We start from the raw sequence: 25,304 nt of genomic DNA, 5'->3' as shown, positions 1-25,304 counted from the left end.
TCTAGAAGAGTTCAGGACATGACCCAGCCAACATCCCTGTCGGCGCTCAACGAGCGTATCGCCGCCGTCAACGACGTGCTGAACGCAGCCTCCGTCCTCACATGGGACTCCCGCACCATGATGCCGGAAGGCGGAGCGGAAACCCGGGGGCACCAGATCGCGACCCTGACCCGCGTCGCCCGCGACCTGCTCCTGGCGCCCGAGACCGAGAAGGCCCTCGAGGCGGCCGAGCAGGCCGTGGAAGGGCTTTCCGAAGATGCTGCCGAGAGGCGCATCGTCCTCCAGACGCGCCACGCGGTGGAGCATCACCGCAGGGTTCCGGCCTCCCTGATCCAGGAGCGCGCCGCGCTTCGCACGGTGGCGCAGTCCGCCTGGATCGAGGGGCGGTCGAAGAGCGACTTCTCGATCTTCGCGCCGCATCTCGCGAAGACCGTCGAACTGTCGCGGGCCTATGCGGACTGCATCGGCTGGACCGAGCATCCCTACGACGCCATGGTGTCGATCTATGAGCCGGGAGAGACGGCCGCGAGCCTCAAGGCCCTGTTCGCGAAGCTCCGCACCGGCATCCTGCCGATCCTGGATGCGGCCCGGTCCCGGCCTGCGCCGCGTTCGGACTTCCTGTTCCGCGACTTTCCCGAGGAGGGGCAGCGGGCTTTCGGCCTGACACTTGCCGAAAAGCTCGGCTACGACTTCGGGCGCGGGCGCCTCGACACCACGGTCCATCCGTTCGAGGTGTCGTTCACCCGCAACGATGTGCGCATCACCACCCGCTACAGCCGCAACTATCTTCCGGCTTCCATGTTCGGCACGGCTCACGAGGTCGGCCACGGGCTCTACGAGCAGGGCGTCGATCCGGCCTATACCCGCACGACGCTGGCCACCGACCTGGTGGGTCTCTACGGCGTCGGCGGCACAAGCTTCGGCGCCCACGAATCCCAGTCCCGGCTTTGGGAAAACCATATCGTCCGCAGCCCAACCTTCTGGAGGCTGCACTTCCCCGAACTGCAGCGCCACTTCCCCGATCAGCTCGGCGACGTGAGCGCGGAGGGGTTCTACCGGGCCGTCACCCGCGTGGAGCCCGGCTTCATCCGCGTTGAGGCGGACGAGCTGACCTACGATCTCCACATCATGCTGCGGGTCGATATCGAGTGCGCGCTCATGGACGGCTCGGTTCCCGTGTCCGACCTGCCTGGAGCCTGGAACGCGGCCATCAAGCGCGATCTCGGCCTCGATGTCCCCAACGACTCCAAGGGCGTGCTGCAGGACGTGCACTGGTCGACCGGCTATATCGGCTCCTTCCCCACCTACACGATCGGCAACGTGATGGGCGCGCAGGTGATGGAAACCCTGCGGACGCAGAACCCGTCGCTGGACGGCGCCATCGAGGCGGGCGAGTACTCCGTGCTCGCCCAGGAGCTGCGCACCCGGATCTGGCAGCATGGCCGCCGCTTCATGCGCGACGAGCTGCTGGAGCGCGAAACGGGACGCCGCCTCGATCCTGCACCCTATCTTGCCTATCTCCAGGGCAAGTACGCACAGTAGAACCGCTTACGGAACCCGGACCATGAAAACGCTCCCAACGCTCCGCACCGGACAGGCGCGTGTCGAACACGGCCACATCAGCCCGATCGGGGATGTGGAGATCCCGTTTGGCATCGTCGAGGGCGCGGAGTCGGGGCCATACCTGCTCGTCACCGCCGGCGTCCATGGCTCGGAGTACTGCTCGATCGAGGCGGCCGTTCGCGTGCTGAGGATGAGCCCGGAGCGCATCAAGGGCACGATCCTCGTCCTGCCGATCCTCAACCTGCAGGGCTTCCGGAAGCGCAGCATCTACGTGATGCCGGAAGACGGCAAGAACCTGAACCGGATGTTTCCGGGCAAGCCCGACGGCACGGTGAGCGAGCGGCTCGCCCACTGGCTCGTGACGAGCGTCTACCCGTTGGCCGATGCCTATCTCGATCTGCATGGCGGCGACCTCGACGAGGCCCTTGCTCCCTTCACGATCTTTCCGAACGGTTGCGAGAAGTCCAAGGCGCTGGCGACCGCTTTCGGCCTGCCCGTGGCCGTGGCGGCGGGCGGGGAGGGCTATACCATCAACGCCGCCTACAGGCTCGGCATCCCGAGCCTGCTGCCCGAAGTCAGCGGGAATGGCCTTTGGGGCGAGGAGAGCGTCGGGCAGATGATGGCAGGCATCGAGCGCGTGATGCACCATCTCGGCATGCTCGCCGGCCCGGTGCAGGCCGCTCCTCAGGCGAACCCCGAATTCGTCACCATGTGGGTGCCGTCCGCTCCCGTGGGAGGGCTGTGGTATGCCGAAAAGGACCTCTCCGAGCCTGTGGCGGCAGGCGAGGTGCTCGGCGAGATCCGGGATGTCTTCGGCGCCGTTCTCGCCACCATCCGGTCGGAGAAGGACGGTTTCATCCTCTACCGCCTGACCAGCCTTTCCGTGAACCAGGGCGAGGCGCTGCTCGGGGTGGGAACGCCGCTTGAAGGCTGAAGGCTAGTCGGGCTTGCCTGCCTTGGCGAAGCTCTCGTGCCGGTCGGCGATGGCGCTTGCGAGCGAGCCGTCGAGGCCGAGCTCGTCGATCATGCGGCTGGCCTCGCGCATCTCCGCAGCCCGCCGGATGCCGTGCTGCCGGACGCGGGACATCATGACCTTTGCGAGGTTCTCCCAATCCATGCCGGGATAGGACGCGGTCAGGCTCGCCAGGACCGCGGGCATGACGCCGGCCTTTTCCGACGCAAGGCTGAAGTCCACCATGAGGGCTTCCATGCCCTTGATCACGATGCTGCGGCACAGTTTGGTGGAGGAGGCCGTTCCGATCTCGGTGCTGACCGGGGTGATCTTCATGCCGAGATCGTTCAGGCGAGCCGAGACGTCCTGTGCCGTCTGACCGCCGGCCAGGATCGGGACCTCGATTCCGACTCCGCCCACGGGTGCCATGACGGCAAACTCGACGAAGCCCGCCCCTTTGGGCAGAACCTGCTCGGCCACCTTGAGCTTCGTTGCGGGCGAGACGGAGTTGAGATCGACATAGGTCTGCTGCGGCTGGAGGCATGGTGCCGCCTGCTCGGCCGCCCTGATCGCGGAGTCTGCCGTGACGGCCGAGATGACGATGTTGGCTGCCCGGCAGGCCTCGGCGATGCTGCCGGCGGCATGAACCCCGGCGTCCGCAGCGCGCTGCCGCAGATCCGCACCTTTTCCGGGATCGTCGAACAGGATGTCGTAGACCGTCACGCGCACGCCCGGCTTGGGGGCAAGCTGGCGCGAGAAGAGCTGCCCGACTTCTCCATAGCCGATGAAGGCGATCTCAAGGCTCATAGGTTCACACCATCCTGCCGGGGGGATGGATGAGGCTCTCAGTCCTCATCCTTGTATTCGACGTAGACGAGGCCGGCTTTCTCCAGCGGCTCACGCATTTTGTAGAGGTCGAGGCCGAGAACCCCGGAGGCAAGCTGCTCGCGCTTGGAGCCTTCGTTGGCTACGCGTGCCTCGCCTGCGACCGCAACTGCCTCGGCTTCCCGGCGGGGCACCACCAGCACCCCGTCGTCGTCGGCGACGATCACGTCGCCGGGATTCACCAGCGCCCCGGCGCAGACGACCGGCACGTTGACGGAGCCCAGCGTCGCTTTGACGGTGCCCTTGGCCGAGATGGCCCGGGACCAGACGGGAAAGCCCATCTCGGTGAGGGTCTTCACGTCGCGCACCCCGGCGTCGATGACGAGGCCGACGACGCCGCGCGCCTGGAGGGATGTGGCGAGGAGATCGCCGAACATGCCGTCCGTGTTGTCGGTGGTCACGCCGACGACCAGGATGTCGCCCGGCTTGCACTGCTCGACGGCCACGTGGATCATCCAGTTGTCGCCGGGCTGCGCCAGCACGGTCACGGCCCTGCCGGCCACCTGGGCTCCCGCCCAGACCGGCCGCATATAGGGCTTCATGAGGCCCGAGCGGCCCATGGCTTCATGGGCCGTGGCTACGCCGAGTTCCGCGAGGCGGTCGACAAGGGACTGGTCGATGCGCGGCGTGTTGGTGACGACGACGGGCTTCATGCGAGTTCCTCGACGATCTGGGGGAAGATGCGCTGGTAGGCTTCGCCGTAGGTCATGGCGCGTCCGGAGTTGCGCCCGCCCTGCATGCCGCGGTTCAGGGCCACGCGGGTGTAGTATTCCCACAGGTGCTTCTGAGCCGCGAGGATCTCGAAGGCCTTGCGCTTGGTCTCCCACACATCGTCGATGTTCAGGATCAGGTTGGGTTTGTAGTTGCACTGCTCGGGCTGATGCGGCTCGAAGAGGAAGACCGGCGGTGCGTTGTAAGTCAGGTCCGGGTTGGGCTTGTGGCCTGCGGCCTGGGCGATGATGCGGGCCTCCTGCGCAAAGCGCGTGGCCTCGGGATGATCCACGTTGTAGGGATCCTCCAGGGAGTGGGTGAGCACGAAGGAGGGCTTGAGCTCCCGGTAGATGTCGATCAGGCGGTCCAGCATCTCAGGAGTCGTGTAGAGCGGATAATCGCCCGCGTCGAAGAACTCGATCTCGGCCCCGAGAGTCTCGGCGGCCCGCTCGGCCTCCTCGCGGCGTTGCGCCTTCACCTCGGACAGGGACACGTCGCCCTTTTTCCAGGCCCACTGGCTCTCGCCGCGCTCGCCGAACGAGAGGCAGACGATCTTCATGCGATAGCCCTTCTTCGCATGAAGGGCGATGGCGCCGCCGGCGCGCCATACGAAGTCACCGGGATGGGCGGTGACGACAAGTCCGGTCTTTCCAGTGGTCATGGCAGCCTCAAAAGGAAGAGCTCAGGAGTTCAAGCAGCGCCGCGTCCGGCTTTATTGCGACCGACTTGTCATCGTGCGTGGAATGCGCCGCTGAATGGTCCTTCTCCCCCTGAACTGTGAACAAGGTCCGGGGAAGGTGCATCAGGGAAGGTGTATGCAGCAAATGGTTTGTTTATAGCTTTTGATGAATTTTATTCAGGAATTACGAGAGCTTCCGGGCAACCCGCTTTTGCGAGCTGCCCTTCTCGCCCGTGAAAACCTGGACGATGATCTTGCGCAGTTCGTCAGCCAATGGGGAGAGGGGCGTTCCCCGCCGCGAGATGATGCCGAGCTGGCGCGTGATGCTCGGGTTGCGCAGGGGCACCAGCTTGAGGCCCCGCTCGTCGACGGCGTCGAAAGCGCGGCTGGGAATCACCGTCAGCGCCACGCCTGCCTTGACCAGCGCGACGGCGGTCTGGATGTGCTGGACCTCGTAGCGCCAGCTCAGGCCCTCGCGCCGGCTTCCCAGGGCGTCGTCGATGATCATGCGGTTGCCCGTCTGCGGGCTGATCCGGATCAAGGGCTCCTCCGCGAGATCGGACCAGCTCACGGCGGATTCGGACGCCAGCGGATGGTCCTCCGGACAGACCAGCGTGAAGGGATCCTTGATCAGCATTTCGATGTCGAAATCCCACCGATGGGCGGCAACGAGGGTGATGCCGAAGGCGATCGTGCCGTTTTGAACCAGGTTGCTGATCTCCGTCGCCGAATTGTCGTAGATCCGCAGCACCACGTCCGGGTGCTGCTCCTGGAAGAGGCGCAGAGCCGAGGGCAGGCGGCCGGACGCGATGGTGGGCAGGCATCCGATGGAGAGGGTCTCCTGACGGCTGCGGCCCTCCTGCCGCAGTTCGTCCAGGGATCCCGAGAGGCTTTCGATGGTTTGCTTCACCTTCGGCAGCAGGTTCAGGCCGGCCTGGGTGAGCGAGACCTCCCGGGTGGTGCGGGAAAGGAGCTTGACCCCGAGATCCTCCTCCAGCTTGCGGATGCGATGGCTCAGCGCCGTCTGCGACAGGTTGAGATGGGCTGCCGCGAGCTGAAAGCTGCCGCGCTCCGCAATGGCCACGAAGGCATGAAGCCCGAGGAAATCAATTCGCATGAGCGGTCCGTATCGGGGGTGGCTGCCGGTCCGGCAGACCAGATACATGAAGTATATTCATCAATCCCCAAAAACAAACCATTTGCTTCATTTTAGCTCTATCGCATTTCATGGGTGGAACCATGCCGTCTCCGATCCATGACAGGGCTCGATCACCTGAATGACGCCTGTGCCGACGATCCCGCCTCCCCACCCTGATCCCAGGGCACCGTCCTTCAAGCTCCCGCCCGGGAGCTGCGACACCCATTGCCATATCTTCGGCCCCGGCGAGCGATATCCTTACGTGCCGGAGCGGCCCTATACGCCGCCCGATGCCCCGCTCGAGATGTTTCGCGCCCTGCATGACCGCCTCGGCGTCGAGCGGGCGGTGATCGTCAACGCGACGCCTCACGGCCGCGACAACCGGGTGGTGACCGACGCCATCGCGCAGAGCGGCGGGCGCTACAAGGGGATCGCCAATGTGGACGACAGCTTCGGCGAGCGCGAGCTCAGGGATCTCTTGGAGGCCGGCATAGAAGGGTGCCGCTTCACCTTCCTGCCGCGCCTCGGCCAGATGCCCGACATGAGCGCCTTCGACCGCATCGTCGAGCGCATCGCAGGTTTTGGATGGCACGTGGATCTGTATCTGCCCGCGACCCTGATCCAGGAGTTCCGGCCGCGCCTGATGAGCCTGCCGGTTCCCTACGTGCTCGACCACATGGGCGTGGTCGATGCGAGCCAGGGTCTCGATCAGCCGGGCTTCGTTGCCCTGATGGATCTGGTGCGCGACGACGAGAAGTGCTGGGTGAAGGTCACTTGCCCCGAGCGCATCTCGCGAGGGGGACCGCCCTTTCATGATGTCGCCCCCTTCGGCCGGGCGCTGGTCGAGCTGGCACCCGATCGGGTTCTGTGGGGAACCGACTGGCCTCATCCGAACGTGCCGGTGATGCCCGACGACGGCGACCTTGTAGATCTCGTGCCGCTCTATGCGCCGGATCCGGCGCTCCGGCAGAAGCTTCTCGTCGACAATCCGGCGCGGCTGTTCAGATTCGACGACTGACCGTCAGACAAAAAATACAGGGAAGGAAACCTCAATCATGCTCGGCACGATTACCATACGATCCATGATGCTGGCTCTTGCCATGGCTGCGGGGCTGACTGTCTCCGGCCCTGCGCTGGCGCAGTCGGATTACCCGACACGGCCCGTCAAGATCATCGTGCCGTTCGGCGCCGGCGGCGTGGCGGACGTGACGATCAGGATCGTTGCCGAGAAGCTCAGCGAAAAGCTCGGGCAACGCTTCATCGTCGAGAACATGCCGGGAGCCGGCGGCATCACGGCGGCCCGGTCTGCCCTGTCGAGCGCGCCGGACGGGCAGACGCTCACCATGCTGACGAACGGCACCGCCGTCAGCGTGCCGCTGTTCTCCAATCTCCCGTTCGATCCCCTGAAGGACTTCGTGCCGATTTCCACCTTGGGAACCTTCGACTTCCTTTTCGCCGTGAACGCGAATTCGGAGCACAAGTCCCTCAAGGACCTCATCCAATACGCCAAGGACAAGCCGGGAACCCTGAACGTGGCGACGGTCGCGGTAGGGAGCACCCAACATCTGACCTCCGTTCTGTTCAAGGGCGAGGCGGGCGCGGATCTCAGGCATGTCCCCTTCCGCAACACGCCGGATGCCCTGGTGTCCCTCCTGCGGGACGACACGCACCTTCTGATCGACTCCCAGGCTGCCCTGAAATCGGCCCTCGAAGGGCAGCAGGTGAGGGCGCTTGCCACCTCCGGGCCGCGCCGCTCGGCCGCTCTGCCCGATGTTCCGACCGTTCAGGAGGCGGGCGTCGCAGGATTCGACGTCACCTCCTGGAATGCCCTGTTCGCGCCGAAGGGAACGCCGGAAGCGCTCGTTCAGAAGCTGAACGGAAGCCTAAAGGAAATCCTGGCGGCACAGGACATCAAGGCACGCCTGCTCGATCTCGGAATCGAGGCCCGCAGCGAGACCCCGGCCGAACTGACCGAGCGTCTGCGATCCGACATCGAGAAGTGGCGGGCCGTGATCGAGAAGGCGGGCATCCCGAAGCAGTAAAGGCCGTTATTTCGGTGGACTCCGGATACGCCCGGCACGAGCCTCGAGGTCATCAGGGATGAACGAACAGCCAACAATCCTTCTTCTGCCGGGGCTCCTCTGCGACGCCAGCATCTGGAGCGGGCAGATCGAAGCCTTGAAGCCGCACGCGAGAGTTCTCGTTGCGGACTTCTCGCAGCACGACTCCATCGACGCGATGGCCCGCTCGGCCTTAGGGATAGCGGATGGTCCCCTCGTCGCCATCGGCCATTCCATGGGGGCCCGGGTTGCCATGGAGATGGTGCATCTCGCGCCGGAGCGCATCGCGAAGCTCGCCCTCATCGACACAGGCGTCGATTCCCGCCGGGAAGGCGATGAGGCCAAGCGGCAGGTTCTGGTCGATCTGGCGTTCACGCAAGGCATGGAGGCCCTGGCGGATCGCTGGCTTCCGCCGATGCTCCATGCGGACAGGGTCGATGATCGAACCCTGCTGGACCCGCTCAAGGCGATGGTCCTGCGGGCCACACCGGAGCAGCATCACCGCCAGATCCAGGCGCTTCTCAACCGCCCGGATCTGCGCCCCCGCCTAGCCGGCATCACCTGCCCGACGCTGGTCATGGTGGGGCGCCAGGATCGCTGGAGCCCGCTTGCCCAGCACGAGGAGATGGCGGAGCTTATCCCGAACGCCGAGCTCGTCGTTATCGAGGACAGCGGCCACATGTCCCTGCTCGAGCAGCCCGGGCAGGTTTCCAGCGCCCTGCTGCGGTGGCTCGGTTTCGAAAACAAACCCGCAAGCACCCAAGGTGCGGCGGAAACGGGGAGGTGAAAGCCATGGAAGACAAGCCTGGTCAGGACAAGATCCCAGACACGCCGCTGTTCGACCGCAAGCGGTCGCTCGCCGGATACCGCATCAACAAGATGGCCATGGGGTTGAGCAAGCCTGAAAACCGCGAGGCCTTCCGGCAGGACGAGGGCGCCTATCTCGACCGTTTCGGGCTGACGCCCGAGGAGAAGGAAGCCGTCATGTCCCGGAACTGGCGCGAGATGGTGCGGCTGGGCGGCAACCTCTTCTTCATTCTCAAGATCTCGGCCGTCGACCCTGTGCGCATCACCGAGATCGGCGCCCATCAGGCCGGCATGGATCACGACGATTTCCTGCGCAACCGTTTAGGGAAGAAATAGCCATGGCGAAGCTCATTGGAGGTCTGGGAACATCGCATGTTCCCTCGATTGCCGCCGCGATCGACAAGGGGTTGCGGGACACGCCGGACTGGAAGCCGTTCTTCGACGGATACATTCCGGGCCAGGACTGGGTGAAGGAGCACAAGCCCGACGTAGCCGTGGTGATCTTCAACGATCACGGCAACTCGTTCTTCCTCGACAAGGTGCCGACCTTCGCGGTGGGATGCGCCGAGGAATACCGCCCCGTCGACGAGGGCTGGGGCCCTCGCGCCATCCCGCCGTTCAGGGGCGCCGTCGACTTCTCCTGGCACTTCATCGACACCTTGGTCGAGAACCGGTTCGATCCGATGATCTGCCAGGAAATCGAGGTCGACCACGGCATCCAGGTTCCCATGGAGCTCTTCTGGGGTCGTCCGGACCAGTGGCCGGTGCGGGTGGTGCCGATCTTCGTCAACGTGATCCAGTACCCGATCCCGCTTCCGAGCCGCTGCTACGAGATGGGCCGGGTGCTGCGCCAGGCCATCGAGAGCTATCCTGGCGACGAGCGCTTCGTGGTGCTCGGCACCGGCGGCCTCTCCCACCAGCTTCAGGGCGCCCGCGCCGGCTTCGTCAACCCGCCGGCCGACGAAGCCTTCTTGAGGGACATCGCCACCGATCCCGACAAGCTCGCGGCCATGTCCCGCGAGCAATATGTGGAGATGTTCGGCAGCGAGGGCGCGGAGCTGATGATGTGGCTCGTCATGCGCGGCGCCATGGATCGCGATGTGGTGGTGCGCCACAAGCACTACTTCGTGCCAGCCTCCATGACAGGGGCCGGGATGATCGTCATGGAGAACAAGGCGACGTCGTCTCCGGCCGTGGCGGCGTGACCCCATGTACTGGCTCATGACCTGCCGCCACAAGCCCGGCATGAACGCCTTGCGCGAGCAGCACCGGGATGCGCACCGCCAGCACGTGGCCTCGGGCGGAGGCGGGCTTGCCAGGGTCTTGATCGGCAGTGCCCTGACGGAGGACGATGGCGAGGCGCCAACCGGCAATTTCGGCGTGCTGGAGGCGGCCTCCCGTGAGGCGGCACAAGCCTTCGCGGAGAACGATCCGTTCGCGCTCGCCGGCCTCGTCGAGTCCATCGAGATCACGGCCCTGGCCTCGCGCTTCCAGGCGCATCGGATCGATCCCATGACCCCCAAGTATCCGGACGACCAGGGACGCTGATTTTTCGACGTCTATCAGACCAACATCGATCCAGCCGGGATGCTGGGAGGAGACTGCACATGAAAGACGGCATGTCCGAAGAGCCCGTTCGTTCCAACCTCACGCGCCGTCACGTGCTTGCCGGTGCGGCCGCCTGGGGCATGGCCGCCACGCACTCCGCCCGCGCCGCAGCCCAAACATATCCGAGCCAGAACATCATCCTGGTCGTTCCTTTCACGCCCGGCGGATCGACCGACATCTTGGCGAGGCTTCTCGGGCAACGGCTTGAAGGCGCGTTCAAGTCTCCGGTGATCGTCGAATCTCGCCCAGGCGCCGGCGGCTCCGTCGGCGTGGGCTCCGTAGCCCGCGCCCCCGCGGACGGTCATACCATCGTGATGGGTCACATCGGCACCTTCGCGGTCAACCCGGCCCTGTATCCGAAGCTGCAATATGACCCCGTCAAGAGCTTCGAGCCGGTCAGCGGCATCGCGAATGTGCACAACATGCTCGTCGTTCACCCGGATGTCCCGGCAAAGACGCTTCAGGAGCTGATCGACTACGCCAAGCAGAATCCCGGCAAGCTGAACTATGCGTCCGGCGGCGTCGGCAGTGCGGCTCGCATCGCCATGGTGGCGCTCGCCGACCGGGCGGGGATCACGATGACCCATGTTCCCTACCGGGGCACGGCGCCTGCCGTGACGGACCTGCTCGGAGGCCGTGTGCAGCTCACCTTCACGGGCGCTCCCAACCTGCTTCAGCATGTGGAGGCGGGCACCATGCGGGCGCTCGCCGTCTCCGGCCTTTCGCGCCTCAAGGGCGCCCCTTCCGTTCCGACCGTTGCCGAGTCCGGGTTTCCGGGATTTGAGGCGTCCCAATGGTATGGAATCCTGGTTCCGGCCGGGACGCCGAAAACCGTGATCGAGCGCCTCAACACGGAGATCAGAACCGCGATGGCAGCGCCCGAGATCGCCGAGCGCCTGTCTCTGGAAGGAGCCGAGGTCTGGACCAACACTCCGGCCGAATTCCGCGATCACATCGCCAAGGAAATGGGCCGGTGGGGAGAGCTCGTGAAGCGTACCGGCATCAAGCCGGAATAGGCCATGCCGTTCTAAGCCATCAAGGCAAACTCTTCCTCGGCTCCAGCCAAGAGGCCATCAAGGTCTGACAGGGAGCACTGAGGAAGGCCAACAAGGGAGGAAAGAGGAAATGCTACGTCGGACATTTGTAGGTGCTGCGGCGGCCATGCTGGCGCTGAGCGGCTCGGCCCTGGCCCAGGAGACCCTGAAGGTAGGCTTGATCCTGCCGATGACGGGGCCGTTCGCCTCGACGGGGCGGCAGATCGAAGCGGCGGCCAAGCTGTACATGCAGCAGAAGGGCGACACGGTGGCGGGCAAAAAGATCCAGCTGATCGTGAAGGACGACACGGGCGTGGCGGACGTGACCAAGCGTCTGGCGCAGGAGCTGATCGTCAACGACAAGATCAGCGTCATGGCAGGCTTTGGCCTCACCCCGCTGGCTCTCGCGCCCGCGCCGCTCGCAACCCAGGCCAAGGTGCCTCAAGTCGTCATGGCCGCCGCGACCTCGACGATCACGGAAGCGTCCCCCTTCATCGTGCGCACCAGCTTCACGGCGGCCCAGGCCACCGTGCCGCTCGCGGATTGGGCGGCCAAGAACGGCATCAAGAAGGTGACGACCCTGGTGTCGGACTATGGTCCCGGCATCGACGTGGAGAAGTCCTTCACCGAAGTCTTCACCAAGGCCGGCGGCCAAGTCGAGAACCTGCGGGTGCCGCTGGCGAACCCCGACTTCTCGCCCTTCCTGCAGAAGGTGGCCGACGCCAAGCCCGATGCTCTCCTGGCCTTCGTGCCCTCCGGCGTCGGCGCGCAGTTCATGAAACAGTTCGTGGAGCGCGGCCTCGACAAAAGCGGCATCCGCCTCCTGGCGGAGGGAAGCGTCACGGACGACGATCTGCTGAACAACATCGGCGACGTGGCCTTGGGGACGATCACCACCCATCACTACTCCGCGTCTCACGACAGCCCTGAGAACAAGGCGTTTGTGGAAGCCTTCAAGAAGGCCAACCCCAACATGCGCCCGAACTTCATGGCGGTGGGCGGCTACGACGGCATGCACCTGATCTACGAGGGGCTGAAGAAGACCAACGGCCAGGGTGGCCAGGCGCTGATCGATGCGATGAAGGGCATGAGCTGGACCAGCCCGCGCGGGCCGATCTCGATTGATCCGCAGACGCGCGACATCGTGCAGAACATCTATGTGCGGAAGGTGGAGCGGGTGAACGGTGAGCTCTACAACGTGGAGTTTGCCACGATCGCGAACGTCAAGGACCCGGTGAAGGCCGCCAAGTCCAACTGATCGCCACATCAGCGAAGCGCCGCAACCTGCGGCGCTTCTTTCCATGTATACATAATCGCTAAGCTCAACCCATCTCGCTGCTCTGCAGCATCGAATTTCGTCGGAAATAGCCATTCGTATGATTGCTGTGCTCACGGCTCTGTATACATTCTGAATCCGTGGAGGAAGACAATGACAGATGCTCGATCCTTTCCGCTGAACGCCTGGTACGCTGCGGCCTGGAGCCATGAGATCAAGCATGAGCTGGCGGCCCGGACCATCTGCAGCAAGGACATGGTGCTCTACCGCCGGTCGGACGGCGAGGTCACGGCGCTGGAGGATGCCTGCTGGCACCGGCTGCTCCCCCTGTCCATGGGGCATCTCAAGGGCGACGAGGTGGTCTGCGGCTATCACGGCCTTGTCTTTAACGCCGCCGGGCGCTGCACCTACATGCCCGCGCAGAAGACCATCAATCCTTCGGCCTGCGTGCGGTCCTACCCGGTGGCCGAGCGGCATCGCCTCGTGTGGGTGTGGCCGGGGGATCCCGCGCTTGCGGATCCGGCCAAGATCACGGACTTCCACTGGAACGACGGCACCGAATGGGTGGGCGAGGGCGGCACCTTCTACAGCCTGAAGTGCGACTACCGTCTCGTGATCGACAACCTGATGGACCTCACCCACGAGACCTATGTGCACGCGGGCAGCATCGGCGACGAGGCGATCACCAGCTCGCCCTTCGACGTGACGCACACGGACAGCACGGCGACCGTGACCCGCTGGATGATCAACATTGAGCCGCCGCCCTTCTGGGCCAAGCAGCTGAACCGGCCGGGCGAGCATGTGGACCGCTGGCAGATCATCTATTTCCAGGCGCCCTCCACCGTGGTCGGCGATGTGGGCGTAGCGGTCACCGGCACGGGCGCTCCCGAAGGAGACCGGTCGCAGGGCGTCAACGGCGCCTTCCTGGCAGCCATCACGCCGGAGACGGACAAGTCCTGTCACTACTTCTGGAACTTCGTCAGAACGTTCCGGACGGACGACGAGCAGCTCTCCCGGGACATCAACAAGGCCCATGTGAACGAGGGCAAGGGCGTCTACGATCAGGACCACGTGGTGCTGGAGGCCCAGCAGATCGCCATCGACAGAAACCCGAGGATGCCGTTCTACAACCTCAACATCGACGCCGGCGCCCTCTGGGCCCGCAAGCTGATCGACCGGATGCTGGAGGCCGAGCATGGGCAGGCGCTGCCGTTGCCCAGCGAGGCTGCCGAGTAGGCTTCATCATGGGCAAGCAAGTCGAGTGGCGTAAAGGCACCTTGCGTTCGGTGCGGGACCTGACCTCCGACATCCGGCTCTTCGAGATCGAGCCGGAGGGAGAGTTCGTGGTGCCGACGCCGGGCAGCCACATCAATGTGGGAGTGCACATCGGGGAGAGGCCGGACGTGCGGTCCTACTCCATCGTCGGGCCCTGCCAGGACGGGCTCTACAGGATCGCCGTGAAGCGGCTTCGCGACAGCCGCGGCGGGTCTCTCTACATGTGGAGCCTCCAGACCGGGGCCCAACTCAGCGTCTCGACCCCCGGCAACCACTTCGACCTCAGCCTGGGGCGGCCGGAATACATCCTGCTCGCGGGCGGGATCGGCATCACGCCGATCTTCACCATGGCCCTGGCGCTTGCCCACGCAGGCGCGAATTTTCGCGTTCTTTATGCCTGTCGGAGCCGGCAGGACATGGCCCTGGCCGACGAGCTGCGGCTACGGATCGGCGACCGGCTTCAGGTGTTCCTCGACGAGGAGGGGGCTCGTGTCGATCTCGATGCGGAGATCGCCCGACTCGCGCCCGGCGGCGAGCTCTATGTGTGCGGCCCCATCGGGATGCTGGAGGCGGCCAAGCGCGCCTGGCAACGGAGCGGACGCCCTGTGGACCAGCTGCGGTTCGAAACCTTCGGCAACAGCGGCCGCTATGCGACCGAGCCGTTCCGGGTGAAGATTCCCCGGCTTGGCATGGAGGTGGATGTTCCGCCGAACAAGACCATGCTGGAGGCCCTTGAGGCGGCCGGCGTCGGGATGATTTCCGATTGCCGGCGAGGGGAGTGCGGTCTGTGCGCCCTGTACATCCTCGACGTGAGCGGGACCGTCGATCACCGGGACGTCTTCTTCAGCGACGAGGAAAAGGCCGAGAACAGGAAGCTCTGCACCTGCGTGTCCCGCGTGGCAGGCGGGGATATCACCATCGACACGGCTGACAGGGCCGCCTGATGTCGATAGCCTCGCCGGAGTCGCCGAAGGACACCATGATCAAGACAGCCGACAAGGGCAGCGACCGGTCGATGACCCAGACCGTGCGGGCGCAGTTCGCCCTTCGCGAGCTCGTCCTGCGCGGGGAGCTCAATCCCGGCGAGCGGGTATCCGAGCTGCAGATGGTCGAGCGTCTCGGCGTCTCCCGCACTCCGGTCCGCATGGCTCTCGTGCGGCTGGAGGAGGAGGGGCTGCTGGAGGCCATTCCGTCCGGGGGCTTCTCGGTCAAGACCTTCTCGGAAAAGGAGGTCTTCGAGTCCATCGAGATCCGCGGGACGCTCGAGGGACTCGCAGCGCGGCTTGCGGCCGAGCGCGGCGTGAGCCGAACGGATCTGCGGAACGCTGCCGACTGCCTGGACGCCATCGACGACGTGATGCGCCGGGGAACTACCGAGATCGATCTTTCCCGATATGTGGAGCTGAACGCAAAGTTCCACCACATCCTGATCGGGATGGCCGAGAGCCAGACCCTGGCCCGGCAGCTTGAACGGGTCAGCGCGTTGCCGTTCGCCTCGCCGAGCGCCCTGGTTCCCGTCCAATCGCGGTCCCCGGAGCTGAACCAAATCTTGAGCATCGCCCAAGACCAGCACCACTGCGTCCTCTCGGCCATTGAACGGCGGGAGGGAACCCGTGCCGAGGCGATCATGCGCGAGCATGCGCGCATCGCGCACCGCAATCTGGAGCGAGCGCTGACAAACCAGAGGGACATGGACCTGGTGCCAGGTTCCGGGCTCATCAAGAGGCGCATCCGCGCCTAGACTGCAAAGGCTGAAAGCCGAAGAGGGAGAAGAGGAAATGCTACGTCGGACATTTGTAGGTGCTGCGGCGGCCATGCTGGCCCTGAGCGGCTCGGCCCTGGCCCAGGAGACCCTCAAGGTAGGCTTGATCCTGCCGATGACGGGGCCGTTCGCCTCGACGGGGCGGCAGATCGAGGCGGCGGCCAAGCTGTACATGCAGCAGAAGGGCGACACGGTGGCGGGCAAAAAGATCCAGCTGATCGTGAAGGACGACACGGGCGTAGCGGACGTGACCAAGCGCCTGGCGCAGGAGCTGATCGTCAACGACAAGATCAGCGTCATGGCAGGCTTCGGCCTCACCCCGCTGGCTCTCGCGCCCGCGCCGCTCGCAACCCAGGCCAAGGTGCCTCAAGTCGTCATGGCGGCAGCGACCGCGACGATCACCGAGGCTTCGCCCTTCATCGTTCGCACCAGCTTCACCCTGCCGCAGGCCACGGTGCCGATGGCGGAGTGGGCGGCCCAGAACGGCATCAAGAAGGTGGTCACGCTCGTCTCGGACTACGGCCCCGGCATCGATGCCGAGAAGGCTTTCACCGGTGCGTTCGCAGGCAAGGGCGGCCAGGTCGAGAACCTGCGTGTGCCGCTGGCAAACCCCGACTTCTCGCCCTTCCTGCAGAAGGTGACCGACGCCAAGCCGGACGCCCTGTTCGTGTTCGTGCCCTCCGGCATCGGCGCGCAGTTCATGAAGCAGTTCGTGGAGCGCGGTCTCGACAAGAGCGGCGTCAAGCTCATCGGCCCCGGCGACGTGACCGATGACGACATCCTCAACGGCATGGGCGACGTGGCCCTGGGCGCCATCACCACCCAGCATTATTCGGCGGCCCATGACAGCCCTGAGAACAAGGCGTTCGTGGAAGCGTTCAAGAGGGCCAACCCCAACATGCGCCCGAACTTCATGGCGGTGGGCGGCTACGACGGCATGCACCTGATCTACGAGGGCCTGAAGAAGACCAACGGTCAGGGTGGCCAGGCGCTGATCGATGCGATGAAGGGCATGAGCTGGACCAGCCCGCGCGGGCCGATCTCGATTGATCCGCAGACGCGCGACATCGTGCAGAACATCTATGTGCGGAAGGTGGAGCGGGTGAACGGTGAGCTCTACAACGTGGAGTTTGCCACGATCGCGAACGTCAAGGACCCGGTGAAGGCCGCCAAGTCCAACTGATCGCCACATCAGCGAAGCGCCGCAACCTGCGGCGCTTCCGTTTTTGAGTTTTTCGGAGAACGCGGTGCTGACCATTCTCTTCGACGGCATTGCCTACGGCATGCTGCTGTTCGTGCTGGCCTGCGGCTTGGCCGTCACCCTCGGCCTGATGAACTTCGTCAACCTGGCCCACGGCGCCTTTGCCATGGCGGGTGGGTATGTGACGGCCGTTCTGATGAACCGCCACGGCGTGCCGTTCCTGGCAACCCTTCCGCTCGCCTTCATCGTTCCGGCATTGATCGGCCTCGTGCTCGAGAGAACCCTCTACAAGCGGCTTTATGCCCGCAGCCACCTCGATCAGGTCCTGTTCTCCATCGGCCTCGTCTTCATGGCGGTGGCAGCCATCGACTACAGCATGGGATCGCAGCAGCAGCTGATCCAGTTGCCCTCGTGGCTGCAAGGGCGCGTCGAGATCCTCGGCATCCAGGTCGGCCTGTATCGCAGCTTCATCATCGCGGTCTGCGGCGCCCTCGTGGTCGCCCTGCAGCTCATACTTACTAAGACGCGCTTCGGCAGCCGCCTCAGGGCCGCCGTCGACGACCCCCGCGTCGCCCGTGGGCTCGGCATCAATGTGAGCCTGATCTTCGCCGCCACCTTCGCTGTCGGGTCCGGCCTGGCGGGCTTAGGGGGAGCGTTGGGCGCGGAGATCCTGGGCCTCGACCCGACCTTTCCGCTCAAGTTCATGATCTACTTCCTGATCGTCGTGACGGTCGGCGGCACCACGAGCATCACCGGCCCATTCCTGGCCTCCCTGCTGCTCGGGATCGCCGACGTGGCCGGCAAGTACTACGTGCCGAGCGTCGGCGCCTTCGTCATCTACACCCTGATGATCGTCGTTCTCGTTCTTCGCCCACAGGGACTCTTCGACCGTGCGCGCTGACCCAACAGGAAACACTCCGATGCTGTCGAACACCGCCGATTCCGTCAGGGCCTCCTTGAACAGACGAGGGCGGTGGAAGATCGGCGAGATCGCCTTCTGGCTCGTGGCGGCCTCCACCCTGTTCCTCCTGCCCGAGCGCCACCTGATCCTGAACGAGATCGCGATCATCGGCCTTTTCGCCCTCTCCCTCGACCTGATCCTCGGCTATGCCGGCATCGTGTCCCTGGGTCACGCCGCCTTCTTTGGCCTCGGCGCCTATGCGGCCGGGATTCTCGCAAGGGACGGATTTGCCGATCCGCTGCTCGGCCTGGGCGTGGCGGCCATTGCGGCGGCCGTCCTCGGCTTCGTGACCAGCTTTCTCGTGCTGCGCGGTTCCGACCTGACCAAGCTGATGGTGACCTTGGGCGTCGCGCTTGTTCTCGGCGAGATCGCCAACCAGGCATCCTGGCTCACGGGCGGAGCCGACGGCCTTCAGGGGATCGCCATGGGGCCGATCCTCGGCCTGTTCGAGTTCGATATCTTCGGCACGACCGCCTATACCTACAGCCTCGTGGTGACCTTTCTGCTCTTCGTCGTCGCCCGCCGGATCGTGGTGTCGCCCTACGGCCTGTCACTGCGCTCGATCCGCGACAATGCCCTGAGGGCGCGGGCCGTCGGCATCCCGGTGAACCGCCGCCTCGTGGCGATCTACACCCTTTCGGCGGCCTATGCGGGCGTGGCCGGCGCTCTGCTGGCGCAGACCACCCAGTTCGTGTCGCTCGACGTGCTCGCCTTCCATCGCTCAGCGGACGTGATGCTGGTGCTGGTGATCGGCGGCGTCGGCTATCTCTACGGCGGGCTGATCGGGGCCATCATCTTCAAGGTCCTGCAGGACGTGATCTCAGCCTGGACGCCGCAATACTGGCAGTTCTGGATCGGCCTGATCCTGGTGCTGATCGTGCTGGCGGGCCGGGAACGCCTGACGGAAAGGGTACGCGCCCTGTGGCCGCGATCCAGGGGCCGGACCGTGGACCGGCCGCAGCCCCTGACAACCACGCCGGCCCGGGAGGTCTGACATGACACCGGCTCTTGAAACCAAAGGTCTCATCAAGCGCTTCGGCGGCCTCGTGGCGACCGACAACGTGACGTTCCGCCTGGAGCAGGGCGCGCGCCACGCCCTGATCGGCCCCAACGGGGCCGGCAAGACCACCTTCATCAACCTGCTGACCGGCGTCATCAAGCCCACCACCGGGCAGATCATTCTCCAGGGCGAGGACATCACCGGCCTGCGGCCTGAGCTGCGCGTGCAGCGCGGCCTTGCCCGCACCTTCCAGATCAACCAGCTCTTTCCCGCCATGACGCCGCTCGAAACCCTTGGGCTTGCGGTGTCCGAGCGCATGGGCGGCGGGCGCGACTGGTGGCGGGTCATTGGCAGCAAGACAGCCATCGTCGACGAGATCGTCGAGATCGCCCAACGCTTCCGCCTGACCGACGTGCTGGACGAGCGCACCTCGAAACTCGCCTATGGCAAGCAGCGACTGCTGGAGATCGCCGTGGCTTTTGCGTGCCGGCCCCGCGTCCTCCTGCTGGACGAGCCTGCTGCCGGCGTGCCGGAGGCGGAGCGCCATGAGCTGCTGGCAACGGTCGCCGCCCTGCCGCGGGACGTGTCGGTTCTTCTGATCGAGCACGACATGGACCTCGTCTTCAGCTTCGCGGACCGGATCTCGGTTCTGGTCAACGGCGCGCTCTTCACCGAAGGCACCGTCGAGGAGGTGTCCACCGATCCGAAGGTGCGGGCCGTGTATCTTGGGGAGAGCGTCGATGAGTGATCTTCTGGCCCTTCAGGGCGTCTCCGCAGGCTATGGCGACGCCGTGGTGATCTCGAACATCGACCTGCGCCTCAAGCCCGGCGAGTCGCTGGCGGTGCTCGGCCGCAATGGCACCGGCAAGACGACGCTGCTGAACACCATCATCGGCGTCACGCGCCATCGCAGCGGCACCATCGTGCTCGATGGCCAGAACCTGACCTCGGCGCGTCCCGACAAGCGAGCCCATGCGGGCATCGGCTGGGTGCCGCAGGAGCGCAACATCTTCAAGTCCCTGACGGTGGAGGAGAACCTGACCGCCGTGGCCCGCCCGGGACCGTGGAACGTCAATCGTGCCTACGAAATGTTCCCGCGCCTCAGGGAGCGCCGGTCCAACCTGGGCAACCAGCTCTCCGGCGGCGAGCAGCAGATGCTGGCGGTCGCCCGCGCACTCGTGCTCAACCCCAAGCTCCTGCTGCTCGACGAACCGACCGAAGGGTTGGCGCCGATCATCATCGAGGAGCTGCTGGCGGCCCTGACGCGCATCATCCGCGGGGAGGGCATGTCGGCCATCGTTGTGGAGCAGCACGCCCAGAAGATCCTGGGGGTCACCGACAGCGCGCTCATCCTCGACCGCGGCGCGATCGTCCACGCCAGTTCGAGCCGCGCGCTCATCGAAGACCCCGCCGCTCTCGAGCAGCATCTCGGAGTCACGGCGAAGAAGAAGCCGGCGCGCTGCCGCTCATTAGATCATCACGCTTCTCGAACACCACACTTGGAGGAATGAGGACCATGCAACGCACCACACCGCCTTTTCGCGCCGATATGGTGGGCAGCCTGCTGCGCACGGCGGCCCTGAAGGAAGCCCGCCACAAGCATCATGACGGCGAAATTTCTGCCGAGGCCTTGAAGGAGGTCGAGGATCGGGAGATCCGCGCCCTGATCAAGCGCCAGGAGGAGATCGGGCTGCAGGCCGTGACCGACGGCGAGTTCCGCCGCGCCTACTGGCACTTCGACTTCCTGGAGCACCTCGACGGCGTCACCTCGATCGAGGCCGATTCCGGCATGAACTTCAAGGGCGGCGTCGGCATCGCAAAGGCACTGCGGGTCACCGGCAAGGTCGGCTTCTCCGGCCATCACCCGATGATCGACCACTTCCGCTTCGTGAAGGACAACACGGATCGCGTGGCGAAGATGACGATCCCGGGCCCGAGCATGCTCCACTACCGGGGCGGGCGGAAGATGATGAACATGGGCGTCTACCCCGAGATGGACGATTTCTATGCCGATGTGGGCGCGGCCTACAACAAGGCCGTGCATGCCTTCTACGATGCGGGCTGCCGTTATCTGCAGCTCGACGACATCTCGTTCGCCTATCTGTGCGATCCCGACCAGCGCGAGATGCTGCGCCAGCGCGGTGACGACCCGGAAAAGCAGCCGGAGATCTATGCCGGCATGGTGCGCGAGGCGCTCAAGGACAAGCCTGAGGATCTGGCGATCACCATGCACCTGTGCCGCGGCAACTTCCGCTCGACCTTCATCGCGTCCGGCGGCTACGAGCCCGTGGCGGAGGTGCTGTTCAACCGCATGCCGGTCGACGGCTATTTCATGGAATGGGACACGGACCGGGCCGGGGGCTTCGAGCCCCTGCGCTTCCTGCCGAAGGGCAAGTCCGTGATTCTCGGTCTCGTCACATCCAAGACCGGCATCCTCGAGAGCAAGGACGACATCAAGCGCCGCATCGACGAGGCGACGAAGTACGTCGATCTCGATCAGCTCTGCCTGTCGCCCCAGTGCGGCTTCGCTTCCACCGAGGAAGGCAACACCCTGGCTGAGGACGAGCAGTGGGCGAAGCTGCGCATGATCGTCGAGATCGCCGAGGAGGTCTGGGGCAGCCCGGGCTCCGGCGCTCAAAAAGCTGCCTGATCGAACGACGAAGGGGCCCGGACACCTTGTCCGGGTCCGATTGAACGGGTTCTCGCAAGGGAAGGACATCGCCATGCAGGACGAGCCGATGCTCGACCTTGCCCATCTGGGACATCTCGAGCTGCTCACGCCGAAACCGGACGAGAGCCTGCGTTTCTTCGTCGACGTGCTCGGCATGACGGAGAGCGGGCGGCAGGGCGACTCGGTTTATCTCCGCGGTTGGGACGACTACGAGCGGCACTCCCTCAAGCTCACCGCCGCGAAGCAGCCCGGCATGGGCCACATGGCCTTCCGGGCCCGCAGCCCGCAGGCGCTGGAGCGCCGGGTCGCTGCGCTGAAAGGCACCGGCTACGACATCGGATGGACGGACGGGGACCTCGGCCACGGCCCGGCCTTTCTCTGCCGCGATCCGGACGGGCACGTGGTCGAGCTCTATTACGACACCGAGTGGTACGCGGCCCCGCCCGAGCTGAAGCCCGCCCTGAAGAACCAGGCCCAGCGCTTTCCGGCCCGCGGCGTCAACGTGCGGCGCCTCGACCACCTGAACTGCCTGGCGTCCGACATCCGGGAGAACCGCCTGTTCTTCGAGCGGTATCTCGGATGTCGCCTCACCGAGCAGATCGTCCTCAACGACGGCACCGAGGCCGGCATGTGGATGACGCTCACCAACAAGAGCTACGATTTCGCCTATACCCGCGACCACACGGGCGCGAAGGGCCGCTTCCACCACCTGACCTATGCGCTCGACAGCCGTGAGGAGATCCTGCGGGCGGCGGACATCTTCCTCGAGGCCGGCGTGCCGATCGAGTCGGGACCGCACAAGCATGCGGTTCAGCAGACCTTCTTCCTCTACGTCTATGAGCCGGGCGGCAACCGGGTCGAGGTGTGCAATGCGGGCGCCCGCCTCATCCTCGCGCCGGACTGGAAGCCCATCGTCTGGACCGAGGAGGAACGCAAGAAGGGGCAGGCCTGGGGCATGAAGACCGTGGAGTCGTTCCACACCTATGGAACGCCGCCGGTGGAAGGCCACCCTTAAAGATACAGGCTCCCGAGCGAATGCGCGGGAGCCCGATCGTCAGGCCGCGCCGAGCTGGCGGCGCCAGGCGTCGAGATCGTCCAGCGACAGGTTCGAGCCGCAGAGCACGAGGCCGATCACGCTGTCGTCCGGCAAGGACGGGGCGATCTTCTCGGCAGCCGTCAGCACGCAGGCTGCAGCAGGCTCGCAGAGCAGCTTCTCGGCCTGAAGAATCCAGCTCACATCGGCAAGGACGGGCTGGTCGTCCACAAGCACGATCTCCTTCAGGAAGAGCTTCGCGGCCGCAAGGGTGCGGTGGGTTGCAAACGGCGCCCCGAGGGTGCGGGCCACCGATGTGGCGCGGATCGTCACCGGCTGATCGGCCTTGAGCGCTTCCGTCATGGTCTGCGCGCCTGTGGTTTCCACGCCGTAGACCGTCAGCGACGGCCGCTTGGCCTTCAGGGCCGCGGCAGTGCCCGCCATGAAACCGCCGCCGCCGATGGACACGAACACATGGGTGAGGTCCGGGATGTCCTCCAGGAACTCGAGCCCGAGGGTGCCATGTCCCGCAATAACGGCCGGATCGTCGTAAGGGTGAACGAAAAGCCGGCCCTCACGCTCATAGGCCTCGGCCTTGGCGAAGGCCTCCGCCGCGTCCTCGCAGAGCTCCACCTGGGCGCCGAACTTCACGGTCAGGTCCACGTTGAAGCGGGGCGTGACCTTGGGCATGAGCACGAGCGCGTCGAGGCCGAGCGCTCCGGCGACCCTGGCAACCGCGATGGCGTGATTGCCGCCGGACACGGTCACGAGGCCGCGTCGGCGCTCGGCCTCGCTCAAGGTCATCACCTTGTTGAACACGCCGCGCACCTTGAACGAGCCCGCAAGCTGCAAGGCCTCCATCTTCACGGCGATCCGGCGGCCGAGGCGCTCGGACAGAACGGCGCTTTCGTACGCCGGCGTGCGCCTTGCGTGCCCGGCAATGCGGCTGCGGGCGGCTTCGATGTCGGACAGGGTCACGTCAAAGGCGGTCATGGGGTTTTCCGTTCGGCAAGGGCTATGCATTCGATCTCGAGGAGCATGCCGCCGGGAAGCCGGCCGATCTCCACGGTCGAACGGGCCGGGTAGGGTGATTTGAAAACGGATGCATAGATCTCGTTCATGCCGGAAAAATTATCGAGACTGGTCAGGAACACGGTGGTCTTGACGACTTGGTCCAGGGACGATCCGGCCGCGCGGAGAATGGCCGCGATGTTGTCGAGCACCCGGCGCGTCTGAGCCTTGATGTCGCCAAGTCCTACGAGGGTGCCGCCCGGATCGAGCGGCAGCTGGCCCGACACAAAGATCATGTCTCCCGCGCGGATGGCTTGGGAGTACGGCCCCGCAGGCGGGGCAGCGTCGGAGGTATGAACAGGGGAACGGGTCATGGCGAGCGCGCGATCATGGTGGGAGCATGCCTGTTTCGTCAACAAATCTTAGACGTTCACGGCCGAGAAAAGCGTCTTGACCGGGGGCTCGACGGGGTCGGATGCTGCGTCCTTACTCAAGGAGAGTTGCCTGATGTCCCTGTCACCCCGCGAAATGCTTGCGCGTCTGATTGCCTTCCCGAGCGTTTCCACAAGCAGCAACCTCGACATCATCGAGTTCAGCCGGGAATGGCTGAGCTCCCATGGCGTCGAAAGCCACATCGTCATGAGCCCCGAGGGCGACAAGGCCAACCTCTACGCCACCATCGGGCCAAGGGTGGAAGGCGGCATCGTGCTGTCGGGGCATACGGATGTGGTGCCGGTCGAGGGGCAGGCCTGGTCCAGCGATCCCTGGACGCTCACGGAGCGGAATGGCCGCCTCTACGGGCGAGGCACCGCGGACATGAAGGGCTTCGATGCGCTCGTGCTCGCTCTCGTGCCCGAGATGGTGCGGGCGTCACTGAAGCGGCCGGTTCACATCGCCTTGTCCTATGACGAGGAGATCGCCTGCCGCGGGGCGCCTTCCATGGTGCGGGCCATGTGCGATTCGATTCCTATGCCATCCGCCGTGATCGTCGGCGAGCCGACGCGCCACGCGGTGGTGACAGGGCACAAGGCCTCCGTGCAGCTGCGCACCCAGGTCACCGGACACGCGGTGCATTCGAGCCGGATCGACCAGGGGGTGAGCGCGGTCATGAACGCGGCGCGGCTCATCGCCTGGCATGAGGACGTGATGGAGGAGAACAGGCGCCGGGCCGACCCGGCCAATCCGTTCGAGCCCGCTTATACAACGCTCCATTGCGGCATGATGGTGGGCGGCAGCGCGGCCAACGTGGTCTCGTCTTCCGCGTGGTTCTTCAGCGACATCCGGGCGATCCCGACGGAGAGCCCACAGGATTATCTCTCACGCTACGGGGCCTATATCCGCGACGTGATCGAGCCGAGGATGAAGGCCATCGCTCCCGAGACGGGCGTGGCCGTGGAACTGATCGCGGAGGTGCCTGGGCTGCGGCCGGAAACGGACGGCGCCGCCGAGCGCCTCATGCGCCGGCTGACGGGCGACAACGGCACCCACGTGGTGTCCTACGGCACGGAGGCCGGTCTCTTTCAGCGCGTCGGCTGGTCGACCGTGGTCTGCGGGCCAGGCGATATTGCTCAGGCTCACCAGCCCGACGAGTACATCGAGGTGAGCGAGTTCGAGGCAGGCGAGGGCGTGTTGCGGCGCCTAATCGGTGATCTCTGTGCCTAATTGCTGATCAGATTG

27 protein-coding genes are annotated in these 25,304 nt (G+C 65.2%); 21 read left to right on the top strand and 6 right to left on the bottom strand.

Annotated features, from left to right (window positions below; all coding sequences use genetic code 11):
• Positions 1–18 precede the first annotated feature (18 nt).
• Together JKG68_RS13565 and JKG68_RS13560 are read left to right on the top strand one after the other, a co-directional pair.
• On the top strand, positions 19–1,542 hold the full coding sequence (locus tag JKG68_RS13565; RefSeq protein ID WP_202060247.1) for a carboxypeptidase M32: 1,524 nt from the start codon (positions 19–21) through the stop codon (positions 1,540–1,542).
• 22 nt (positions 1,543–1,564) lie between these two features.
• Positions 1,565–2,497 carry a succinylglutamate desuccinylase/aspartoacylase family protein gene (locus tag JKG68_RS13560; protein ID WP_202060245.1) on the top strand — a complete coding sequence of 311 codons (933 nt, stop codon included), beginning with the start codon at positions 1,565–1,567 and terminating at the stop codon, positions 2,495–2,497.
• Positions 2,498–2,500: 3 nt separating this feature from the next.
• Here the strand turns inward: JKG68_RS13560 and JKG68_RS13555 are convergent, their stop codons facing one another.
• The 4 genes from JKG68_RS13555 to JKG68_RS13540 all read right to left on the bottom strand — a co-directional run bounded on the left by JKG68_RS13555 (position 2,501) and on the right by JKG68_RS13540 (position 5,907).
• On the bottom strand, positions 2,501–3,322 hold the full coding sequence (locus JKG68_RS13555; RefSeq protein ID WP_202060243.1) for a DUF1932 domain-containing protein: 822 nt from the start codon (positions 3,320–3,322) through the stop codon (positions 2,501–2,503).
• 38 nt (positions 3,323–3,360) lie between these two features.
• On the bottom strand, positions 3,361–4,053 hold the full coding sequence (locus tag JKG68_RS13550) for a 4-carboxy-4-hydroxy-2-oxoadipate aldolase/oxaloacetate decarboxylase (protein ID WP_202060241.1): 693 nt from the start codon (positions 4,051–4,053) through the stop codon (positions 3,361–3,363).
• A complete protein-coding gene (locus JKG68_RS13545; RefSeq protein WP_202060239.1) occupies positions 4,050–4,772 on the bottom strand; it encodes a PIG-L deacetylase family protein in 723 nt (240 codons plus the stop codon). The genes JKG68_RS13550 and JKG68_RS13545 overlap by 4 nt, the downstream gene beginning before the upstream one ends.
• Before the next feature lie 202 nt (positions 4,773–4,974).
• Positions 4,975–5,907, bottom strand: a complete 933-nt coding sequence (locus JKG68_RS13540) for a LysR family transcriptional regulator (protein ID WP_202060237.1) — start codon at positions 5,905–5,907, stop codon at positions 4,975–4,977.
• Between the two features lie 160 nt (positions 5,908–6,067).
• Between JKG68_RS13540 and JKG68_RS13535 the strand changes: the two genes are divergently transcribed.
• The 18 genes from JKG68_RS13535 to JKG68_RS13450 all read left to right on the top strand — a co-directional run bounded on the left by JKG68_RS13535 (position 6,068) and on the right by JKG68_RS13450 (position 22,598).
• Positions 6,068–6,946 (top strand): amidohydrolase family protein, encoded by an 879-nt coding sequence (locus tag JKG68_RS13535; protein ID WP_202060235.1) that lies wholly within the window; start codon positions 6,068–6,070, stop codon positions 6,944–6,946.
• A 37-nt stretch (positions 6,947–6,983) separates the two neighbouring features.
• The gene (locus JKG68_RS13530) at positions 6,984–7,970 is read left to right on the top strand and encodes a Bug family tripartite tricarboxylate transporter substrate binding protein (RefSeq protein ID WP_202060233.1); all 987 of its coding nucleotides are present in this window, start codon (positions 6,984–6,986) and stop codon (positions 7,968–7,970) included.
• 58 nt (positions 7,971–8,028) lie between these two features.
• Entirely contained in the window at positions 8,029–8,775 is a 747-nt protein-coding gene (locus JKG68_RS13525) for an alpha/beta fold hydrolase (protein WP_202060231.1), read from the top strand.
• A gap of 5 nt (positions 8,776–8,780) precedes the next feature.
• Positions 8,781–9,131 carry an extradiol ring-cleavage dioxygenase gene (locus JKG68_RS13520; protein WP_202060229.1) on the top strand — a complete coding sequence of 117 codons (351 nt, stop codon included), beginning with the start codon at positions 8,781–8,783 and terminating at the stop codon, positions 9,129–9,131.
• Positions 9,132–9,133: 2 nt separating this feature from the next.
• Positions 9,134–10,000, top strand: coding sequence for a class III extradiol dioxygenase family protein (locus JKG68_RS13515; RefSeq protein WP_202060227.1), 867 nt, complete (start codon positions 9,134–9,136; stop codon positions 9,998–10,000).
• Between the two features lie 4 nt (positions 10,001–10,004).
• Positions 10,005–10,343: a YciI family protein gene (locus JKG68_RS13510; RefSeq protein WP_202060225.1), complete on the top strand. Its 339-nt coding sequence runs from the start codon at positions 10,005–10,007 to the stop codon at positions 10,341–10,343.
• 59 nt (positions 10,344–10,402) lie between these two features.
• On the top strand, positions 10,403–11,419 hold the full coding sequence (locus JKG68_RS13505; protein WP_246515398.1) for a Bug family tripartite tricarboxylate transporter substrate binding protein: 1,017 nt from the start codon (positions 10,403–10,405) through the stop codon (positions 11,417–11,419).
• A gap of 109 nt (positions 11,420–11,528) precedes the next feature.
• Positions 11,529–12,695: an ABC transporter substrate-binding protein gene (locus JKG68_RS13500; protein ID WP_202060223.1), complete on the top strand. Its 1,167-nt coding sequence runs from the start codon at positions 11,529–11,531 to the stop codon at positions 12,693–12,695.
• Positions 12,696–12,866: 171 nt separating this feature from the next.
• Entirely contained in the window at positions 12,867–13,949 is a 1,083-nt protein-coding gene (locus tag JKG68_RS13495) for an aromatic ring-hydroxylating dioxygenase subunit alpha (protein ID WP_202060221.1), read from the top strand.
• An 8-nt stretch (positions 13,950–13,957) separates the two neighbouring features.
• Positions 13,958–14,932 carry a PDR/VanB family oxidoreductase gene (locus JKG68_RS13490; RefSeq protein ID WP_202060219.1) on the top strand — a complete coding sequence of 325 codons (975 nt, stop codon included), beginning with the start codon at positions 13,958–13,960 and terminating at the stop codon, positions 14,930–14,932.
• A 35-nt stretch (positions 14,933–14,967) separates the two neighbouring features.
• Positions 14,968–15,729, top strand: a complete 762-nt coding sequence (locus tag JKG68_RS13485) for a GntR family transcriptional regulator (protein WP_202060217.1) — start codon at positions 14,968–14,970, stop codon at positions 15,727–15,729.
• 37 nt (positions 15,730–15,766) lie between these two features.
• On the top strand, positions 15,767–16,933 hold the full coding sequence (locus tag JKG68_RS13480) for an ABC transporter substrate-binding protein (RefSeq protein WP_202060215.1): 1,167 nt from the start codon (positions 15,767–15,769) through the stop codon (positions 16,931–16,933).
• A 64-nt stretch (positions 16,934–16,997) separates the two neighbouring features.
• Positions 16,998–17,852 (top strand): branched-chain amino acid ABC transporter permease, encoded by an 855-nt coding sequence (locus JKG68_RS13475; protein WP_202060213.1) that lies wholly within the window; start codon positions 16,998–17,000, stop codon positions 17,850–17,852.
• A 19-nt stretch (positions 17,853–17,871) separates the two neighbouring features.
• Positions 17,872–18,906: a branched-chain amino acid ABC transporter permease gene (locus JKG68_RS13470; protein ID WP_202060212.1), complete on the top strand. Its 1,035-nt coding sequence runs from the start codon at positions 17,872–17,874 to the stop codon at positions 18,904–18,906.
• A gap of 1 nt (position 18,907) precedes the next feature.
• A complete protein-coding gene (locus tag JKG68_RS13465; protein WP_202060209.1) occupies positions 18,908–19,660 on the top strand; it encodes an ABC transporter ATP-binding protein in 753 nt (250 codons plus the stop codon).
• Positions 19,653–20,423, top strand: a complete 771-nt coding sequence (locus JKG68_RS13460; protein WP_202060207.1) for an ABC transporter ATP-binding protein — start codon at positions 19,653–19,655, stop codon at positions 20,421–20,423. The genes JKG68_RS13465 and JKG68_RS13460 overlap by 8 nt, the downstream gene beginning before the upstream one ends.
• A 5-nt stretch (positions 20,424–20,428) precedes the next feature.
• Positions 20,429–21,562, top strand: coding sequence for a 5-methyltetrahydropteroyltriglutamate--homocysteine S-methyltransferase (locus JKG68_RS13455; protein WP_202060205.1), 1,134 nt, complete (start codon positions 20,429–20,431; stop codon positions 21,560–21,562).
• A 73-nt stretch (positions 21,563–21,635) separates the two neighbouring features.
• Positions 21,636–22,598, top strand: a complete 963-nt coding sequence (locus JKG68_RS13450; protein ID WP_202060203.1) for a catechol 2,3-dioxygenase — start codon at positions 21,636–21,638, stop codon at positions 22,596–22,598.
• A gap of 39 nt (positions 22,599–22,637) precedes the next feature.
• Here JKG68_RS13450 and JKG68_RS13445 read toward each other — a convergent pair whose 3' ends face one another.
• Together JKG68_RS13445 and JKG68_RS13440 are read right to left on the bottom strand one after the other, a co-directional pair.
• Positions 22,638–23,609 (bottom strand): threonine ammonia-lyase, encoded by a 972-nt coding sequence (locus JKG68_RS13445; protein ID WP_202060201.1) that lies wholly within the window; start codon positions 23,607–23,609, stop codon positions 22,638–22,640.
• Positions 23,606–24,001, bottom strand: a complete 396-nt coding sequence (locus tag JKG68_RS13440) for a RidA family protein (protein WP_202060198.1) — start codon at positions 23,999–24,001, stop codon at positions 23,606–23,608. Before JKG68_RS13440 ends, JKG68_RS13445 begins: the two co-directional genes overlap by 4 nt.
• A gap of 133 nt (positions 24,002–24,134) precedes the next feature.
• On the opposite strand from JKG68_RS13440, the gene argE reads away from it, so the two are divergent.
• The gene (argE, locus tag JKG68_RS13435) at positions 24,135–25,289 is read left to right on the top strand and encodes an acetylornithine deacetylase (protein WP_202060196.1); all 1,155 of its coding nucleotides are present in this window, start codon (positions 24,135–24,137) and stop codon (positions 25,287–25,289) included.
• Positions 25,290–25,304 lie beyond the last annotated feature (15 nt).

This window comes from Microvirga aerilata (assembly GCF_016743775.1).
GTDB classification, from domain to species: Bacteria; Pseudomonadota; Alphaproteobacteria; order Rhizobiales; family Beijerinckiaceae; genus Microvirga; species Microvirga aerilata.
The sequence above is the reverse complement of the archived record's forward strand: the minus strand, read 5'-3'. Positions and strand labels throughout refer to the sequence as shown.

Bases quoted from the DNA above. Each gene is read 5' to 3' on its own strand.
- JKG68_RS13440 (WP_202060198.1), bottom strand. From the start codon at position 24,001: ATGACCCGTTCCCCTGTTCATACCTCCGACGCTGCCCCGCCTGCGGGG.
- JKG68_RS13490 (WP_202060219.1), top strand. From the start codon at position 13,958: ATGGGCAAGCAAGTCGAGTGGCGTAAAGGCACCTTGCGTTCGGTGCGG.
- JKG68_RS13545 (WP_202060239.1), bottom strand. From the start codon at position 4,772: ATGACCACTGGAAAGACCGGACTTGTCGTCACCGCCCATCCCGGTGAC.
- JKG68_RS13555 (WP_202060243.1), bottom strand. From the start codon at position 3,322: ATGAGCCTTGAGATCGCCTTCATCGGCTATGGAGAAGTCGGGCAGCTC.
- JKG68_RS13535 (WP_202060235.1), top strand. From the start codon at position 6,068: ATGACGCCTGTGCCGACGATCCCGCCTCCCCACCCTGATCCCAGGGCA.
- JKG68_RS13495 (WP_202060221.1), top strand. From the start codon at position 12,867: ATGACAGATGCTCGATCCTTTCCGCTGAACGCCTGGTACGCTGCGGCC.
- JKG68_RS13450 (WP_202060203.1), top strand. From the start codon at position 21,636: ATGCAGGACGAGCCGATGCTCGACCTTGCCCATCTGGGACATCTCGAG.
- JKG68_RS13480 (WP_202060215.1), top strand. From the start codon at position 15,767: ATGCTACGTCGGACATTTGTAGGTGCTGCGGCGGCCATGCTGGCCCTG.
- JKG68_RS13445 (WP_202060201.1), bottom strand. From the start codon at position 23,609: ATGACCGCCTTTGACGTGACCCTGTCCGACATCGAAGCCGCCCGCAGC.
- JKG68_RS13540 (WP_202060237.1), bottom strand. From the start codon at position 5,907: ATGCGAATTGATTTCCTCGGGCTTCATGCCTTCGTGGCCATTGCGGAG.
- JKG68_RS13515 (WP_202060227.1), top strand. From the start codon at position 9,134: ATGGCGAAGCTCATTGGAGGTCTGGGAACATCGCATGTTCCCTCGATT.
- JKG68_RS13455 (WP_202060205.1), top strand. From the start codon at position 20,429: ATGCAACGCACCACACCGCCTTTTCGCGCCGATATGGTGGGCAGCCTG.
- JKG68_RS13520 (WP_202060229.1), top strand. From the start codon at position 8,781: ATGGAAGACAAGCCTGGTCAGGACAAGATCCCAGACACGCCGCTGTTC.
- JKG68_RS13550 (WP_202060241.1), bottom strand. From the start codon at position 4,053: ATGAAGCCCGTCGTCGTCACCAACACGCCGCGCATCGACCAGTCCCTT.
- JKG68_RS13525 (WP_202060231.1), top strand. From the start codon at position 8,029: ATGAACGAACAGCCAACAATCCTTCTTCTGCCGGGGCTCCTCTGCGAC.
- JKG68_RS13510 (WP_202060225.1), top strand. From the start codon at position 10,005: ATGTACTGGCTCATGACCTGCCGCCACAAGCCCGGCATGAACGCCTTG.
- JKG68_RS13460 (WP_202060207.1), top strand. From the start codon at position 19,653: ATGAGTGATCTTCTGGCCCTTCAGGGCGTCTCCGCAGGCTATGGCGAC.
- JKG68_RS13560 (WP_202060245.1), top strand. From the start codon at position 1,565: ATGAAAACGCTCCCAACGCTCCGCACCGGACAGGCGCGTGTCGAACAC.
- JKG68_RS13565 (WP_202060247.1), top strand. From the start codon at position 19: ATGACCCAGCCAACATCCCTGTCGGCGCTCAACGAGCGTATCGCCGCC.
- JKG68_RS13485 (WP_202060217.1), top strand. From the start codon at position 14,968: ATGATCAAGACAGCCGACAAGGGCAGCGACCGGTCGATGACCCAGACC.
- JKG68_RS13505 (WP_246515398.1), top strand. From the start codon at position 10,403: ATGAAAGACGGCATGTCCGAAGAGCCCGTTCGTTCCAACCTCACGCGC.
- JKG68_RS13470 (WP_202060212.1), top strand. From the start codon at position 17,872: ATGCTGTCGAACACCGCCGATTCCGTCAGGGCCTCCTTGAACAGACGA.
- argE (WP_202060196.1), top strand. From the start codon at position 24,135: ATGTCCCTGTCACCCCGCGAAATGCTTGCGCGTCTGATTGCCTTCCCG.
- JKG68_RS13465 (WP_202060209.1), top strand. From the start codon at position 18,908: ATGACACCGGCTCTTGAAACCAAAGGTCTCATCAAGCGCTTCGGCGGC.
- JKG68_RS13530 (WP_202060233.1), top strand. From the start codon at position 6,984: ATGCTCGGCACGATTACCATACGATCCATGATGCTGGCTCTTGCCATG.
- JKG68_RS13500 (WP_202060223.1), top strand. From the start codon at position 11,529: ATGCTACGTCGGACATTTGTAGGTGCTGCGGCGGCCATGCTGGCGCTG.